The sequence below is a fragment of the Vibrio sp. B1Z05 genome, from assembly GCF_052955985.1.
In genome coordinates this window covers 1,554,659-1,570,786 of record NZ_CP130463.1, presented here as the reverse complement: position 1 = coordinate 1,570,786, position 16,128 = coordinate 1,554,659, and the positions used below count along the sequence as shown (strand labels likewise).

The window sequence follows — 16,128 nt, the reverse complement described above, 5'->3', positions numbered from 1 at the left end:
GTAATAAATGGATTTTTTGAGGATGATAAAGCCGATTGCATGCTGATAGTTTTGCAATGCGATGGGCTAGGAATGGGCTTTCATTTATCCGTTTTTTGTTGCTGAATCCTTAGTTTGTTTTGATAAATTGCTCAAACAAGATACTTAGCGTTAACTGAGTATCTTGTGTTTATTAAAAATCAGCGGCGGAATTGACCCCAATAGTTGGGCGCCAGTTATTGAGCGTTTTTCGCCGTATTCTCCGCCAGTTTCACAATCACTTGTACGGCTTGCTGCATGCCATCAATGCTGATGAACTCATGGATACCATGGAAGTTATAGCCGCCAGTAAAGATGTTCGGGCAAGGCAGACCCATGAATGAAAGACGCGCACCGTCAGTACCGCCGCGGATAGGTTTGATGTTTGGCTGTACACCGCACTCAAGCATGGCTTGTTTCGCCAATTCAATAATATGCGGGTGTGGCTCTACCATTTCTCGCATGTTGAAGTAACTGTCAGTAAGTTCAAGCTCTACATGGCCTTTGCTTAGTTGGCTGTTTAGTTCATCTACTTTCTGTTGCATGAAGGCTTTACGCTCTTGCAACTGTTGGCGGTCAAAGTCGCGCAAAATATAAGAAAGCTCGGTGCGGGCAACGCTAGGAAGCATGGATTTTAGATGGTAGAAACCTTCATAACCTTCCGTGGTTTCTGGGGTTTGTTGCATTGGCATAAGCAATTGAAATTGGGCTGCGATGTTCATGGCGTTGATCATCTTGTCTTTGGCCGTGCCTGGATGAACGTTCACGCCATGACAAATTACGGTTGCAGTAGTGGCGTTGAAGTTTTCGTATTCAAGTTCACCCACTGGGCCGCCATCTATGGTGTAAGCCCACTCAGCGGCAAATTTCTCGACGTCAAATAAGTTCGCGCCTCGTCCAATCTCTTCATCGGGAGTAAAGCCAATGCAGATGTCGCCATGTTTGATATTTGGATTTGCTTTTAGGTAAGCAACAGCGCTGATGATTTCAGCGATGCCGGCTTTGTTGTCTGCGCCTAATAACGTGGTGCCATCGGTGGTGATGAGGCTTTGGCCGTGTAATGCATTCAGGTCTGGATATTGCGCTGGTGATAACACTTCGCCAGATCTACCTAGCGCTATCTCGCCACCTTGATAGTTTTCGATGATTTGCGGTTGGACATTTTTACCAGAGGCATCTGGCGCGGTGTCCATGTGCGCAATAAAGCCAATCGCAGGTACTGCATGCTCGACGTTAGCTGGAAGTTTTGCCGAAATATAGCCGTTATCATCTAAAGTCACATCGGTAAGTTCCAGCGCTAGCAACTCTTGGTACAACTGCTTGGCTAAGACACGTTGACCTTCGGTACTTGGGCAGTGCGATATTGCGCCATCGGACTGAGTATCAAAACTGACGTAACGAAGGAAGCGTTCAACTAACTTATCCATTTGTATAGACCTTATTTATTCTCAATCCCCTTAGTATCTAGCGAGCGCACGGAGGATGAGTTGCGATAAATCAGGTTTAGTAGGGTTAATCGTACTATTGGGTGAGTTTTGCTTAAATTTCGCTCGAAATTAACGAGCGATGATTTGAGTGTTGGAGTTAGAGGTGTCAGGTTCAAATTTACGCTGGTATCTTGATAGCATGGTTTCGTTCCCTAATATACCACCTTGATGGATATAAAGAATGCACACATCAGGGTTTGCATCCATCCATGGCAGTAAGCATTGCCACATGTACGGGTCGTACAACAAATCAAATTCAACATTGGTGTTTTTTTCTAAATCTTGCCAAATTTTAAACTCGTCTTTGTACAGCTTACCGAAATGATGTTTGTAATCTGCATGCAAAATTGTAGGGGTATCGTCTTCGCCTAGTTCTTGCCACTGTTCACGCAGGTAGCTTTCGCCTCCTACGCAAGCGCAAGTCAACACGGGTAGGTTGTGCTCTTTGAGGTGCTTGTGTAAGTACAATGCGGTCGTGCCAGTACCTGAGGGTAGGGCAATAGCAAATTGTTGATTGGGTTTATAGCGAGTCCAATCTAATAGTTCAGTCGCAAGCCCTTGAATGCCTTTTTCTGCTAAATAGCTTCGACCACCTTCGGGAATCACTAAACAGTTCGCTTGGGGATTTCGGATTTCTTTTATGTATTGTGCTGGCGTCATTTCATCACCGAACGCATTACTGCACTCTATGATTTGCGCGCCCAAATCCAGTGCGCCGCGATAGTTACCACTAGGCTTTTCTTTTAACCAGTTTGGTATTCTTTGTACATAGAATTCCAGTTTCCATTTTTTGATTTTGCACAGCGCCGCTAACGAGTATAAAGAATTCGCTTGAATTGAGCCGTAACCGATAAGGGTATCAATACCAGAGTAGTCTTCTTGCAACAAACGCATGAATTTTCGCGCTTTGTTACCCGAAAAATGTTGATGCAGCTGTTCATCACGTTTTAGATAAAAATTGTGATTACGAAAAATATGCTGTGTTACTGGACTAGTATTGAGTTTCATAAGGACTGTTTCGTGTTTATTATAAGACGAGTCAAAATAGAAAAGGCGCTCATCTTAGACCTATTTATTCGTCAAACCAAGATGATTTATTCACATGCAGGTGATCTTTTATAAGGGGATGGAATGAGAAACCACCGTTTTGTTCGTTTTGCTAAGGTGGGGGCTGTTGGTTTTATTGTTGATATCAGTGTTTTTTCCTTACTGTTGTATTGGTTAGGGTTGCCTACAATGTTGGCGAGAGTGTTGTCTTTTGTGGTTGCGGCGACAACAACTTGGCTAGGAAACCGTGTTTATACTTTTAAAAGTAGTGCGCAACACTTTGCGCAGTGGAAGCGGTTTTTTATTTCAGCCTGCTTATCAATGTTGCCAAATCTATTGGTGTTCAAAGGAATATTGCTGTGCCTAGGGGAGAATTACGTTACTCATGCTTTGGCTTTTGTGTGTGGGGTAGGGGCAGGGCTAATAGGCAACTACTTACTGAGTTCACGTTGGGTTTTTAAATAACTGGGCTGGTAATAAAATGGGTCGCAATATGCGACCCATTTCTTTTAGTAACGTTTTACCGCTGTTTAAAGCTGTATCGCGCGTTAGATTACGGCGTGATCTAGCTCTTGATCTTCTTTCATTGTAGGTTTGTTTTCTGCGCCATGCATCCAGTACACCAAAGTGTTGGACATGAACAGCAAGATGATACCTGAGATGGTTGCCGCAACAGCGATACCACCAAAGATAGCCATAGCGCCAAAGTCGCCTACATGTGAGCCGATAAGGCCTGCAACGTAGTTTGCGATAGCGTTAAAGCCAAACCATGCACCCATCATTAATGATGCTAGGCGAAGTGGAGCCAGTTTTGTCACCATAGATAGACCGATAGGAGAGATACATAGTTCACCCAAAGTATGGAAGAAGTACGCACCAACTAGCCAGATCATTGAAGTTTTAACGCTTTCATCGCCACCTTGTTGTAGAACCGCGCCAACCATGCACAAGAAACCGACCGACAAGAAGAATAGAGCGAAAGCAAATTTAACCGGAGAGGTCGGTTCACGTTTGCCCAGTTTCACCCATACTGCAGCCAAGATAGGCGCTAGTAGCATGATGAATAATGGGTTTAATGATTGGAACCAAGCTGCAGGCACTTCAAAGCTACCTAGCATACGGTCAGTGTATTGCTGAGTGTAGATATTCATTAGGCCGCCAGCTTGTTCAAAGCCTGCCCAGAAAATGATCACGAATAAGCCCATCACTAAGATAACTTTTAAACGGTCTACTTCTTCTTTAGTGAGTGGAGTTTTGGTTTTAACGCCGTTCTTGTGGCCTAATTTAGCCGCAGGAACCGTACCAATTTTACCTAACCAAGAGTGGCTTAAGCTCAGCTGTAGCACAACACTGAGCATCATACCGATACCGGCAACAAGGAAACCGGCATTCCAGCCGTAGGCGTTAGCCGCACTACCTGCCACGATACCCGCAATCAGTGCGCCTAGGTTGATACCCATGTAGAAAATGGTAAATGCGCCGTCACGACGGTTGTCACCTTCTTCATACAGGTCGCCAACCATAGTTGAGATGTTTGGCTTGAATAAACCGTTACCTAAAATAAGCAGTGTTAAGCCTAGGTAGAAAGAGGTGTAAGCATCAATGCCAAACGCGCCAGCAGGAAGTGCTAGAGAGAATTGACCGATAGCCATTAAGATACCGCCGATAAGAACGGATTTACGTTGACCTAAGTAGTTATCGGCAATCCAACCACCGATAAGCGGTGTGACGTATACCAGTCCGGTATAGATACCGTATAAATCCAGAGCGTCTTTTGTGCTCCAGCCTAAGCCACCGTTAATGGTTGTGTCTGTGAGATATAAAACCAGAATGGCACGCATAGCGTAATATGAGAAACGTTCCCAAAGCTCGGTGCTAAACAGCAGAAAAAGACCACGTGGGTGGCCCAAGATAGTTTTTTGATTAGTCATTGTTGTGTCTGTCTATAATATTTTTAGTATGAACAGAACTAGATATACAGCGCAGTATCGATTACGGCAATGCCTAAAAATCGCTATAAATATTCATTTTTAATACTTAACTTGTTGTTTTAAAAGATCAAGTAATGGGTAATTAGTCATATTGATGGCTAGTGGAAACTAATATTGCGGTTTTGATGTGATGGGTGAATATTATACTGGATTTGGGTGAGATGTAGTCGAGTGGTTTGTTTATTGTACGCTTGGGCTGTTTTGTAGGCAAAATAAAGGTCGGTTGCCCGACCTTTATAATTAACGTGATTTTAGCGAGTAACTCTGATTATTATTTTGCTTGTTCAGCGCGACAAGCCGCCGCAGTAAATACAACGTCAGTTGAGCTATTTAGTGCTGTTTCAGCAGAATCTTGGATAACACCGATGATGAAGCCAACACCGACTACTTGCATCGCTACTTCGTTTGGAATACCAAACAAGCTACACGCTAGTGGGATAAGCAGTAGAGAACCGCCCGCAACACCAGATGCGCCACATGCTGAGATAGCAGCAATTAAGCTAAGCAGTAGTGCTGACAAGAAATCAACTTGAATACCTAGAGTATGCACCGCCGCTAGAGTCAGTACGGTAATCGTAATTGCTGCGCCGCCCATGTTGATGGTTGCACCTAGAGGGATAGAGACAGAGTAAGTATCTTCATCCAGTTTTAGTTTTTCACACAACGCCATGTTCACTGGAATGTTTGCTGCACTTGAGCGAGTGAAGAACGCAGTTACGCCACTTTCACGCAGACATTGTAGAACCAATGGGTATGGGTTTTGTTTGGTTTTAACCCAAACAATGATTGGGTTAACTACCAATGCAATCACTAGCATTGCGCTTAGTAGTACAAACAGTAGGTTCGCGTAGCCTAGTAGAGCGCTAAAGCCTGTGCTTGCAAACGTAGCAGCAACAAGACCAAAGATACCCAATGGTGCTAGACGGATAATAAAGCGAACAATTTGAGAAACGCCGTGGCTTAGATCTTCAAACACTGATTTAGTGGTGTCTGATGCGTGGTGCAGTGCAAGACCAAGACCGATACCCCAAGCAAGAATACCAATGTAGTTGGCATCCATTAGAGCATGAACTGGGTTATCAACTAGTTTAAACAGCAAAGTATGCAGTACTTCAGCAATACCTTGTGGAGGCGTTACGCTAGTTGTGCTTTCTACTAAGGTTAATGTTGTCGGGAAAGCAAAGCTTAATACAACAGCGGTGATCGCAGCTAAAAAGGTACCAATTAAATACAGAATGACGATCGGACGCATGTAAGAGTGTTGGTTTTTCTTTTGGTTGGCAATTGAGGCTGCCACCAAAATGAATACCAAAATAGGTGCAACGGCTTTAAGAGCACCAACAAATAGGCTACCTAGCAGACCAACACTAGTAGCAGTAGAAGGAGAAACGGTAGCAAGGATAGCGCCGGCAACGATACCGACTAAGATTTGCATAACAAGGTTGCCCTTGGCTATGCGTGCAATGAGTGTGTTTAACATAGTACATCCATATAAGTGGGAGTAAAAAGTCTCTCCCAAATGATTTATTAGTATTAGACGCCGACTTAAGCGTAATTAATGAACTTTTGACCCTTTAAATAATGTTGTAATTAAAGGAAGTCGCCATCTAGCATAAAAGGAATAACTAGAAAGTCTAGTAGATAATGGCTTAAATATTCATTTTCAAAGCGAACTCTGTTGAGTGTCGCTTATTTCACAATAACCATGAAAATAGGTTAAAACATTGGGTAGGAAAAGGGGAGTACACTCCCCAGATATTCAGTGATCTTATAAGTTGTTCTTAGGTTTATCTTTTCTCATTAACAACTTAAATAGAGCCGGCACAAAATAAAATGAGATTAAAGTGGTTAGGGTTGTCCCTCCCGCTATTGCAATGGCAAATGGTGGCCAAAAACCACCTCCGGCAATAATCAATGGCAAAAACCCTCCCACAGTGGTGATCGTGGTGGAGGTGATGTGACGGGTACAACTCATCACCGCTTCAAGAATGGCGTTTTCATCACCTTGGCAAGCCTTTGGGCTAGCTTTTAATTCGGCTAAAATCACGATGGCGGCATTAATGGCCAAACCGACAATGCCGAGCATGGCGATAATGACCGTAAAACCAAACGGATAGCCAAACAGATACACTGACAAAATCCCCAGACCCGCAGATAACCACGCTACTGAGAATATGATGTTGCTCAATCTAAAGGAGTTGAACGACAGTACAACCACTAGAATCATTAAGGTAATCACCATAGCCAGATTGGCCATTAAGCTGTTTACTGACTCATCTCGCTCTGCTGATTCCCCGCCAAATTCTACGCGGTAGCCCGTTGGCAGTGAGTAGCGCTCTAAAGAAGATTGGAAGTCGTTTAATACGGTTTGGGGTGTGCGACGTGAAGTCGTATGAAGCGCTGTTCACCGCTTAATGTGTGAACCATCTGTATCACCAGATGAACCTAGGGCTCTGAATAAAGTAGCGAGCCTAACAATGTAACGAAGGTTGGTCATAGACCAATCGGGATCGAAATCGTGAGAGGACGATCCTCCTGATAACCACAAATCGGGTGAGTGCTAGGTAGTCAGCATGATGAACATAAGTGAATCCGCGTAAGGTGCGTTATACGATGAAACAGCGAAAGTGGTTAACACGCTGTGGCCAAAAGGCACGAGAGTCGGAAAGAGATTGCCCCATGCTCTTTCGTGATCATTGAACTCTCCGCACCATAGCGGGCATCTACACTGACACTGCGCAACATACGGAACACGGTAAGCCTGTATCACTCCCTCTGGGAAAGCCTTTGTGGCCGATAGTAATGCAGGTATAGGAGGTCGGAGAAAGCGAAGGCTACATTGTAACGATGTAGATACAGGCTTGTGTCTGATCACGAAAGTGAGCCCACTTCCGACTGGTCTCCCGTTGCGAGAGAGTTTGAAGAACTTTATTCAAGGAGAAATGCAAATGATGATCTCAAAAGAGATTAGTGCCGCTCCTGACAGCGCTCAATGGCAGTCAATTGACTGGAAATCTGTTGAGGCGCATGTATTAAAGCTTCAGATGCGTATCGCAAAGGCAACGAGAGAAGGTAAACGTGGCAAAGCGAAAGCATTGCAATGGATACTGACTCACTCTCGTTCAGCAAAGCTTCTTGCTGTTAAACGAGTATCGCAAAACAAAGGCAGTAAAACGTCTGGAATAGACGGTGTCATTTGGAACACAGACACACGTCGCATGAAAGCCGTGCATCAATTGAGTCGAAAGGCCTATCAAGCTAAACCACTCAAGCGTATCTATATCCCCAAAAAGAATGGCAAACTTCGACCATTGGGCATCCCATGCATGATAGACCGAGCGCAACAGGCACTTTATCTATTAGCATTAGAGCCTGTGTCTGAGAATCTTGCCGATCCTAACAGCTACGGTTTTAGACCAAGGCGCAGCACTGCTGACGCAATCGGACAGTGTTTTATCTGCTTAAGTCAGAAACGGTCAGCACAATGGGTTCTCGAAGGGGACATCAAAGCCTGTTTCGACAAAATCGGGCATCAATGGCTGATGGAAAATATTGCTGTTGATAAACGTATGTTGGAGCAATGGTTAAAGTCTGGCTTTGTAGACAAAGGGCTATTTCAAGACACCGATGAAGGCACGCCTCAAGGCGGGATTATATCCCCAACCTTGATGTTAATGACACTCTCTGGTCTCGAACAGCAGATTAAGTCTACCGCTCTCAAAAAGGGGGCAAGAGCTAACTTTATTGGATACGCCGACGATTTCGTCGTCACTTGTGCTTCAAAGGAAGTGCTGGAGAACGATATCAAACCGTTGATCGCTGATTTCTTAGCAGAAAGAGGCCTAACACTTTCCGAAGATAAAACGCATATCACTCACATTAATGATGGCTTTGATTTCCTAGGTTTTAACCATAGGAAGTACAAAGGGAAATTGCTCATTAAACCGAGTAAATCCAACACGTTGATGTTCTTGAGTAATCTGCGTGAACTCGTCAAAAAGCACGTAACCCTACCAGTGAATGATCTTATCAAACTGATAAACCCGAAACTTAGGGGGTGGTCGAACTACTATCGACACTGCGTTGCCAAACAAGTATTCGGATATGTAGGCCACAAGCTATTCCATACATTGTGGCACTGGGCAAAAAGGCGCCATCCAACAAAGTCTAAAACTTGGATCGCCCTAAAATACTTCATCAACCGAAAAGGCCAGTGGCAGTTTCACGGTTGGCAGAAGATCATGGATATGGATTGCCAGTTCAATCTCTTCCAAATAGCCAAAGTGCCAATAGAAAGGCATGTAAAAATTCGAAGTGCAGCGACACCATTTGACCCTCAATACCAAGAATACTTGGCGAAGAGAAAATCCAAAAGGTTAGCTCGCAACTCTTGGAATGAACCTGCTCCGACTGCTTTATAAGTTGCTGGGTATCAAACGATGCTTTTGTGGAGGCTTGAGCCTAGTGCAGTGAAAGTTGCACGCTGGGTTCTTAGGGAGACGGCACTTGGTAACAAGTGTCGTCCACCCGACAACACGCCGGCTTCTATATACCCTTCGATAGTATTTACGCGTTGTCCATTGCGGCGCGGAATGGCTCCTCGACTTGGAGTGAGGCTCAGCTTGGCAATGGTGGAAATACTCATGCCCGTACTGTAAGCCTCTGAGGCAATCGGTAAGCGCAAGTTGCTAAGGTGACTCATATTTTCTCTTTCACTGTCGCCCACTCGCACTCGTACCGGAATCGACTCGCTGGCTTCAATAATGCTGCCGCTTTCTCGTCCTACTAGCGATGATTGCAGTAAATTCGCCACATCGGTTAACGTCATGTTATTGAGTTTTGCCGCATCTTCGTCAATGTCTAGCCACACTTTAGGTGTACCCGGTTGCAGTGTTTCTCGGGTATGGGTTACGTGTTGAGTGTTGGCTAAGATCAAGCGAATGTCTTCACCTATGCTTTTTAGCTGGTCAAGATTATCCCCATAAATGCGCAGCTCGATAGGGGCTTTAAATGGAGGGCCTTGTTCTAGCTTTCTGACGAGTATTTGTGCGTTGGGAATGGCTTGATTTAAGTGACGCTGTAACCTAACGATCATGTCATTGGCCGATTGGAAGGTATCGGTTTTCACCATTGCTTGCGCAAAGTAAGGCGCTCGGCTTTGTGAGGCCTGTAAATTGTAGTAAAAGGATGGAAAGTTACCGCCGACTAACCAGTTAACTTGTTCAACGCCTTGATATTGTCGAATGATCTTATCAACCTCTTCAGCCACATTTTTGGTAGCATAAATACTGGCTTGTGGTGACAGGTAGACCTGAACTTCAAACATGTCTCTGTCTGACGGCGGAAAAAACTGTTCGGTCAATTGTGACAGGCTGACATAGCCTGCCACTGGTACACTGACGACCAATGCAATTGCAATCAGCGGACGGCGTATTGCCAATGACACGGTTTTGGAGAAAGCTCGCGTAACAGGGGGAATGCGGATACCTGTATGATACCAGCGGTTAGAAGACGAATGGCTAGGCAAAAAGTGCACCGCAAAACCTGCGATGATGGTGTGTGAAATGATATATGAGCCAATCAGTGAGAATGAAACAGTGATAGCAATTGCGCCGACAAACTCACCGCTGGCTCCAGGCATTAGGAAGATAGGGGCAAAGGCCAAAATTGTGGTTAAAGTAGAGCCCAACAGAGGTACCCAAAGATGCTCAATTGCCATCAGTGCCGATTCAAGTTTGGCTTTGCCTTTTAAACGGTAGGTTTGAATGGTATCCACCATGACCACAGCGTTATCAACCATTATGCCTAAGGCGACAATAAGACCGGTCACCGACATCTGATTAATTGGAATGCCGGTGAATTTCATTAGCATTAGGGTCAGCATAGAGGTCAGTGGCAAGGCGACCGCCACCATAATAGCGGCGCGAAAACCTAAGGTAAGCAGTAGCACAACCAAGATAATGCTAAAGCCAAGCAACAAACTGTCGCTCAGATCGGATAGGCGAGTTTGGGTATAGCCTTGCTGACTAAAAAGCGTTTCGACTTTGATATTGCTAGGAAGCTGCTGTTGATAGTGCTCAATTAAGGCTCTAGCGCGAGGCGTCCATTTATCCACTCGCAAGTTAGATTGCATGCGCGCGGCCACAATGACGCCGGGCTTACCGTCAATAATGGCAATTTCGCCTGCGGGTGTTTTTTGCGTGCGAGTGACGGTGGCGACGTCTTCTAAGCGTATGCGATGGCCTTGTGTGTCTATTGCAATCGGCACTTGGCGGATGCGCTCTAGGGAATTTAAATCTGAAGCAATTTCTAAGCCAAATCTTGAATGTCCGTTGACCAGTTCACCGGCTGAGTTTTTAGCATCTGCGCCATCTAAGCTCTGCGCAATACTGGCACTGGAATTGCCTAGTGCTACCGCTGAGCTCGTATCAAGGCTAACTAATATTTCCTCTTTTGGCATACCGTAACTATCAACAAACTCAGTACCTGATAACGCACGCAGCTGAGACGAAAGCTCTTTTGCATAGCGGCCAAGAGTTAATAAATCGCTGTCACTGCTTCCTTGCCATATGAGGGCAGTAATAAGGGTGAATGCGTAAGTATGGTCACTATCAAACTCCGGAGCAAATGTGCCGACAGGCAGTAGCGGCGGAGTATCGGAAAGCTTATCACGGGCCTTAGACCATACAGGATCTGGGTGGGTAATTTCATCATTGAGTTCGATATTGATGATAGACACGCCAGGACGAGAGGTGGATGAAATCAGTTTGATTTCACTGAGTTCGCGCAGTTTATTTTCGACGACTTCAGTGACGAGTGCCTCGACACGCTCGGCACTGGCACCGGGATAACTGGTGGTGACTGTGGCAAAACGGTTGCTGATAACAGGATCTTCAGCGCGTGGCAAAGTGTTAAAAGAAGAGAAGCCACTGACCAATAAAAACGCCGTCATCAATATTAATAAGCGAGTGTTAGAGACGATGTTGATGATTTTCATCGTTTATTCCCCGCTCGAAATAGGCGTCACTTTTTGTCCGGGAACAATGCGGTGTAGGCCATTTTTAATAATGCGTTCGTTTTCGGAAATAGCCCCTTGTACATATGCGTTTTGGCTATCGGCAAACAACACTTGTACGCTACGGCGCTCGACTAGCTCGTCATCCGTGATGACAAACACATTCCATACCCCACGAATACCGTCGGTTAAAGCCGTATTTGGGATCCAATACCCACTTTCCGACATGCTTTCTTGGTAGTTAAGATACGCCAGTTGTCCATCGATAACTTGTGCACTGTCGGGCAATAGGTAACGAAGACCAACACTTCTTGAGTTTAAGTCCACCTGTGCGCCGGGGTTAAGAAGTTTCACGGCATAGGTGTTATCGGCGATGCGGATTTGCGGTTGCTTGAGTTGACTAATATTAGCCAGTTGCGCTGTGGGTATGCCAACAAAAGCTTCTTTATTGTCTTGCGCTAGCAAGGTTAAGGTAGGTGCACCGGCATTAACAACATCACCAAGGGACACATGACGCTGGCTGACAATACCAGCATAGGGCGCTTTAATGGTCGATTTATTTTGCTTGAGTGAGTTGGCTTGAATACTGGCATTAAGGCGTACGGTATTGGCTTGTAACACTGCTTTTTCACTGGTGAGTGCATCCATTTCTGCTTCGGCGCTAAATCCTTTTGATTTAAGCGATCTTTGGCGCTTTAAGTTAGCGTCAACCAGTTGTAACTGCGCTTTAATTTCGTTGCGCTGGGCATGTAATTGCTTCGCTTCGGTTTCCAATAGTTGAGTATCTAAACGGATTAGCGGGGCATCTTTTGCCACTTTGTCTCCGACATCGACCAAAATAGCCGATACTTTTCCGGGAAACTCAAACCCAAGACGAGACTGCTGAGATGCCTTGATGGTGCCCACATATTCTCGTTGCACTTGATAGAGATCGCTTTGGTGAAGGGAATAGGTTTGCACGCTTAGATGTTGCGTTGATTCGGCTGGTTCAGTGGATTGGGTTGATGAGTCAAAACAGCCGCTGAGTGAGGCTGTCATGCTCAGTAGTAGCGCAGTTTTTAAGTGTGATGTGGGTAGCATTGACATCCCTGATATGCATTAAGGTTATTATTGTGCAATTAAACAACAATCAAACTAGACTGTCCAGTTTGATTGTTATAAAGTTTAACGAAAGTGAAGGTTTGTGAGGAAAAACAGTGAATAGACACGAACATAAGAAACAACAGATCTTATTGGCAGCAGGGCAATTGTTTGCCGAACACGGCTATCGGGTCAGCATGGACGCGATATCAAAGGCGGCTAATGTGTCTAAACAAACCGTTTACGCTCACTTTGGTACCAAAGATGCGCTGTTTGAAACTTGCATTCAGTCAAAGTGTATTACCCATCGTATTAACGACAGTGAGTTTGATTATCAGCTTCCATTGCAACAGATGCTGGTGGAATTTGGGATGCGCTTTCAAAATATGTTGTTGGAAGACGGCGTTAAACAGACGTATCGCAATGCGATCAGTCAATTAGACACGCACCCGGATCTTGCATCGATGTATCTAGAATCAGGGCCGAAAACGACCATCACAACGCTAAGTCATTACCTTACGAAAAAGTTAGCACAACAATCTTTGACGTTAATGACTCCTGTGGAAGACGCGGCAATGCAGCTGTTGTTGTTGTTCCATGGTCGGGCGGTGTACTTTGCCAACCTTGGTGAAAATTGCCAAGAAAGTGATGAGCAACGTAAGGTGTATATTCAAAGTTGTGTTGAGCTGTTTATAAAGGGAAATGGCTTAGATTAGAGTTATCAGCATTTTTGCGCTGTTTTTTCTTACTTAAATCGCAATTTATTCTTTGCTAATATATAGTTTCATCTCGTTTTTTTAATTCGTTATGCGACAATTAACGCCACGTAAAATTATCGTCGATAAGGACATTTCATGACATTGCCATCACTAAGCATGATTGCAACTTCAGTGCTATTAGCTACTCAAATTTTGCCTCAAGCACAAGCCAATCCATTGCCGCAAGCCGGTGAGTTGGCCGCTAAGCAAGAATTGGTGCGAGCCAACGATGCTGAGGTAGCCACATTAAACCCATTAAATGCTGAAGGCATGCCAGAAATACATGTGGTGCGTGACTTATTTGAAGGTTTGGTGATTCAAGATGGCGACGGTAATGTGATTCCTGGCACCGCAGAGCGTTGGGACAATCAGAATAATAAGGTGTTTACCTTTTATCTGCGTAAAGACGCAAAATGGTCTAACGGCGAACCCGTTACCGCGCAGGATTTTGTGTACAGCCTACGTCGAGCGGTCAATCCCAAAACGGCTTCTCCGAATGCATGGTATTTAAAACTTACTGAAATACAAAATGCTGAAGATATTATTGAAGGTAAAAAGCCGGTAACGGATCTTGGTGTGCAAGCTATTGATGAATATACCTTGCGTTTTACATTGTCTAAGCCAGTTCCTTATTTTTTGGCCATGACAGGGCATACGGTAATGATGCCGATAAACCGAAAAAGTGTTGAAGCACACCCTGATACTTGGGCAAGGCCGGGTAACCTTGTGTCTAATGGCGCGTTTAGTTTAGATGCTTGGGTGGTGAATGAAAGCATCACTCTTAAGAAAAACCCGCTGTATTGGGACAGTAAAGATACGCACTTAAATAAAGTCACTTACATCCCATTTGAAAATCAAATGGCGGCCTATAACCGCTATCGCAGTGGTGAAGTTGATATTACCTCAGATGTGCCAGCACAAATGGCGCAAAAACTGAAAACAGATTTGCCCGATGCTTATCAAATATCGCCAATGCTATGCACTTATTACTACGCGTTTAATACTCAGCGTGAGGAGCTAAAAGATCCGAGAGTGCGCAAGGCGCTTTCGTATACCATTATGCGTGATGTGGTGACGCACGGCATTACTGACAGTGGGCATCTACCTGCTTATACCTTTGCCCATCAAGATGTGGCAGGATTTCATGCTACGCAGCCAGAATACGCTAAGCTCACACAAAAACAGCGTGATCAAAAAGCCAAAGCATTGCTAGAAGAGGCGGGTTATAACGCACAGCATCCATTGTCGTTAAATTTGCTGTATAACACTTCAGAGAGTCATAAGGCGATTGCTGTGGGTATTGCTTCTATGTGGAGTAAAACTTTGGGCGTCGATGTGACTTTAGAAAACCAAGAATGGAAGTCGTATCTTGAATCCAGAAAAGAAGGACAGTTTGATGTGTTGCGCGCATCTTGGTGCGGGGATTATAACGAAGCGTCTACTTTCTTGAGCTTATTTACTTCAAATAATGACCGTAACTTTGCCTTTTATGCCAACCCAAATTACGATGCGGTGATGGATAAAGCGCAAGCGGAAACGGATCAAGCACAAAGGAATAAATTGTACGATCAAGCTGAATCTATCTTGTCGGCAGACATGCCAATTGCGCCAATCTATTACTTTATGCAAGCCCGTTTAGTGCGACCAAACGTGGTTGGCGTACCAAAACACAATGCTGAAGGTCGTATTTACTCAAAAGATTTGTATATCAAGAAGATGTAAATAGTGAGTAATGATGCAGTGTGTCGCGCTGCATCATTTCCCTGATAGTCTGAATTTTTAGGAACTTGAACTGAGCATCTTAAACCTGACCCTTTCAATCTACCCCCTTAAATCTAGCGCCTTAAATTTAGCAACGCACAATGTGAAATGTGCAACGCCGTGAGAGAGTAAAAAATGGCAAGCGTGCAAATTTCAAGACCTGACCCCGCAATTAATGTTCATCGAAGAAGTCTTTGTTGCGGATGTATTTGCTCATTAGGTGGTAGGAGAAGGGGCGGATTATCCAGCTGATGAGGGAGCGGGCTAGGCGCATGATGGTGGGGGTGTTTTCATAGATGCGGCCGTTGTACAGCCAGAGCATTTTTCCGACATGCCAATAGGCGAAAGGGATGAGAGGCATGAAGGTGACAACGTCGAGGTCGCAACAGACTCGGTAGGTTTTATGCGGCAGTTTGTAGCGTTTTTTAAAGCGCCAACACCCCGTAGCAGGTTGACCAAAGGTGACGATACGTTTGATGGCTTTTGGATAATGATGCTCGATATAATCACCAATTACACACCCAATAGCACCACCAGAAGAGTGGCCTGTGATCACAAGACGCATGCCTTTGTCTAACAAAGGTCCCACAATATCGAGCACTCTCTCAAATACTGACAATCCTAAGCGATCATCTCTATGTGACGGCGGACTTTCTTGAGATAATAGATAGTGAAAGCCGGCATGAATAGAATAATTCAAACCAAAGCGATGGCAACTTCGATGCCAAAAGGCAAGATTGAGTAGCCAGTCTTTCACGCTATGAGAGCCTTTGATGACCAAAACGACTTCTTGACGTTTTTTGTTCCATAGCACCCGAGCCATAATTTTTTGTTCGGCATTACGTATGATCCTTTGACCATTAGGATCAAAACCAAATGCGGTTTGCTTAAAGATGCGAGGATAGGCCAGTCGGCACAATACCGCATAGCGTTCATATTGATAACGTTTAAGACTTTTCAAGGACTGACTA

At 44.7% G+C, this 16,128-nt stretch carries 10 protein-coding genes and 2 pseudogenes; 4 read left to right on the top strand and 8 right to left on the bottom strand.

What is annotated here, in order from left to right; all coding sequences use genetic code 11:
* Window positions 1-215 precede the first annotated feature (215 nt).
* Both pepT and QV280_RS07155 read right to left on the bottom strand, forming a co-directional pair.
* On the bottom strand, window positions 216-1,445 hold the full coding sequence (gene pepT / locus QV280_RS07160; RefSeq protein ID WP_152819820.1) for a peptidase T: 1,230 nt from the start codon (window positions 1,443-1,445) through the stop codon (window positions 216-218).
* Between the two features lie 129 nt (window positions 1,446-1,574).
* Complete coding sequence (locus QV280_RS07155) at window positions 1,575-2,513, bottom strand: 1-aminocyclopropane-1-carboxylate deaminase/D-cysteine desulfhydrase (RefSeq protein ID WP_023403198.1); 939 nt, start codon at window positions 2,511-2,513, stop codon at window positions 1,575-1,577.
* A gap of 123 nt (window positions 2,514-2,636) precedes the next feature.
* On the opposite strand from QV280_RS07155, the gene QV280_RS07150 reads away from it, so the two are divergent.
* Complete coding sequence (locus tag QV280_RS07150) at window positions 2,637-3,017, top strand: GtrA family protein (RefSeq protein WP_152819821.1); 381 nt, start codon at window positions 2,637-2,639, stop codon at window positions 3,015-3,017.
* 83 nt (window positions 3,018-3,100) lie between these two features.
* Here QV280_RS07150 and QV280_RS07145 read toward each other — a convergent pair whose 3' ends face one another.
* The 3 genes and pseudogenes from QV280_RS07145 to QV280_RS07135 all read right to left on the bottom strand — a co-directional run.
* Window positions 3,101-4,483 (bottom strand): peptide MFS transporter, encoded by a 1,383-nt coding sequence (locus QV280_RS07145; RefSeq protein ID WP_152819822.1) that lies wholly within the window; start codon window positions 4,481-4,483, stop codon window positions 3,101-3,103.
* Between the two features lie 331 nt (window positions 4,484-4,814).
* Window positions 4,815-6,023 (bottom strand): serine/threonine transporter SstT, encoded by a 1,209-nt coding sequence (sstT, locus tag QV280_RS07140; protein ID WP_152819823.1) that lies wholly within the window; start codon window positions 6,021-6,023, stop codon window positions 4,815-4,817.
* 288 nt (window positions 6,024-6,311) lie between these two features.
* A pseudogene (locus tag QV280_RS07135) lies at window positions 6,312-6,917 on the bottom strand (efflux RND transporter permease subunit); the annotation flags it as partial.
* A 574-nt stretch (window positions 6,918-7,491) separates the two neighbouring features.
* On the opposite strand from QV280_RS07135, the gene ltrA reads away from it, so the two are divergent.
* Window positions 7,492-8,964 carry a group II intron reverse transcriptase/maturase gene (gene ltrA / locus QV280_RS07130; RefSeq protein ID WP_152819824.1) on the top strand — a complete coding sequence of 491 codons (1,473 nt, stop codon included), beginning with the start codon at window positions 7,492-7,494 and terminating at the stop codon, window positions 8,962-8,964.
* A gap of 110 nt (window positions 8,965-9,074) precedes the next feature.
* Here the strand turns inward: ltrA and QV280_RS07125 are convergent.
* Window positions 9,075-11,540 (bottom strand): annotated as a pseudogene (locus QV280_RS07125) (efflux RND transporter permease subunit); the annotation flags it as partial.
* A gap of 3 nt (window positions 11,541-11,543) precedes the next feature.
* Window positions 11,544-12,638 carry an efflux RND transporter periplasmic adaptor subunit gene (locus QV280_RS07120; RefSeq protein WP_152819825.1) on the bottom strand — a complete coding sequence of 365 codons (1,095 nt, stop codon included), beginning with the start codon at window positions 12,636-12,638 and terminating at the stop codon, window positions 11,544-11,546.
* 116 nt (window positions 12,639-12,754) lie between these two features.
* On the opposite strand from QV280_RS07120, the gene QV280_RS07115 reads away from it, so the two are divergent.
* Window positions 12,755-13,354 carry a TetR/AcrR family transcriptional regulator gene (locus tag QV280_RS07115; protein ID WP_023403192.1) on the top strand — a complete coding sequence of 200 codons (600 nt, stop codon included), beginning with the start codon at window positions 12,755-12,757 and terminating at the stop codon, window positions 13,352-13,354.
* Window positions 13,355-13,492: 138 nt separating this feature from the next.
* Window positions 13,493-15,118: a peptide ABC transporter substrate-binding protein gene (locus QV280_RS07110; RefSeq protein WP_152819826.1), complete on the top strand. Its 1,626-nt coding sequence runs from the start codon at window positions 13,493-13,495 to the stop codon at window positions 15,116-15,118.
* A gap of 211 nt (window positions 15,119-15,329) precedes the next feature.
* Here QV280_RS07110 and QV280_RS07105 read toward each other — a convergent pair whose 3' ends face one another.
* Window positions 15,330-16,118: a lipase family protein gene (locus QV280_RS07105; RefSeq protein ID WP_023403190.1), complete on the bottom strand. Its 789-nt coding sequence runs from the start codon at window positions 16,116-16,118 to the stop codon at window positions 15,330-15,332.
* Window positions 16,119-16,128 lie beyond the last annotated feature (10 nt).